The organism is Rhizobacter koreensis (assembly GCF_013366375.1).
GTDB classification, from domain to species: Bacteria; Pseudomonadota; Gammaproteobacteria; order Burkholderiales; family Burkholderiaceae_C; genus Schlegelella_A; species Schlegelella_A koreensis.
In genome coordinates, this window is record NZ_JABWMJ010000039.1 from 1 (window position 1) to 1,247 (window position 1,247).

Below are 1,247 nucleotides of genomic sequence, written 5' to 3' on the forward strand. Positions count from 1 at the left end.
GAGGGCGGATTCAACCGGTCCGTGCAACACACTGATCGCTGCGTAAGGCAGCAGGAGTGTTGCAGATGAAGTACCGCACACGCATCTACTACACGGTCGCCCAGAAGGCTCTGATGTGGGAGCGTTGGAGGCAAGGCTGGACGCTGCATCAGATCGCCCATCTGTTCAATCGAGCCCATACGTCTGTCCAGGGAATCCTGTCCCGGGCGGGAGGCATTCGGCCGCCGGCGCGGACCCGCTGTGCAACGGCGCTGACTCTGGCCGAAAGGGAGGCGATCTCACGCGCGATGGCGGAAGGCCGGTCCATCCGCTCGATCGCTGCGCTGCTCGGTCGAGCATCATCGACGGTCAGCCGCGAGCTCAAGCGCAATGGCGGTCGAGCGGCCTACCGGGCCAGCGAAGCAGACTGCGCGGCCTGGGACCGAGCGCTTCGTCCCAAGTGCTGCAAACTGGCGGCGAACAGAGCCTTGGCGAGGATCGTGAGCGACAAGCTTCGGCTACTGTGGTCGCCCGAGCAAATCGCCGGATGGCTTAAGAATGCTCATCCGCACGACGAGAGCTGTCGCGTGTCACACGAGACCATCTACCGCAGTCTGTTCATTCAGGCGCGTGGAGCCCTGAAGAAGGAGTTGCTCCAGCACTTGAGACGTACGCGCGGCATGCGCCGGTCTCGGCACTACACGCAGAAGAACGAGACTCATGGACGAATCCTGGATACCGTATCGATCAGCGAACGCCCTGCATCGGTCGAGGATCGAGCCGTGCCAGGCCACTGGGAAGGCGATCTGCTGTTCGGCACGAGCGCGAGCCAGATTGCCACGCTGGTGGAGCGACAAACGCGCTACCTAATGCTCGTCAAGATCCCGGCCACAGACACGCAGACGGTCGTCAACGCGTTGATCAAGACCACGCGCAAGCTGCCGCAGGAGCTCTACAAGTCGCTCACGTGGGATCGAGGCAAGGAGATGGCTGGTCACAAGCGGTTCACGCTAGCCACCGACATCCAGGTGTACTTCTGCGATCCGCGCAGCCCTTGGCAGCGCGGTACCAACGAGAATACGAACGGCTTGCTCAGGCAGTACTTGCCCAAAGGCATCGATATCTCGAGCTACTCCCAGGCCAAGCTCAACGCCGTAGCAAGACAATTAAACGAGAGACCAAGGAAGACGCTTGGCTTCCAGACGCCGGCTGAGCGGTTCAGCCAGATCGTTGCATCGACCGGTTGAATCCGCCGAGGTGTTGCCGAC

The 1,247-nt window shown here is 61.7% G+C and carries 1 protein-coding gene; it reads left to right on the forward strand.

Features of this window, described 5'->3' with window-relative positions:
* Positions 1-65: 65 nt before the first annotated feature.
* On the forward strand, positions 66-1,226 hold the full coding sequence (locus HQN59_RS25740) for an IS30 family transposase (protein ID WP_176071989.1): 1,161 nt from the start codon (positions 66-68) through the stop codon (positions 1,224-1,226).
* Positions 1,227-1,247: the final 21 nt, after the last annotated feature.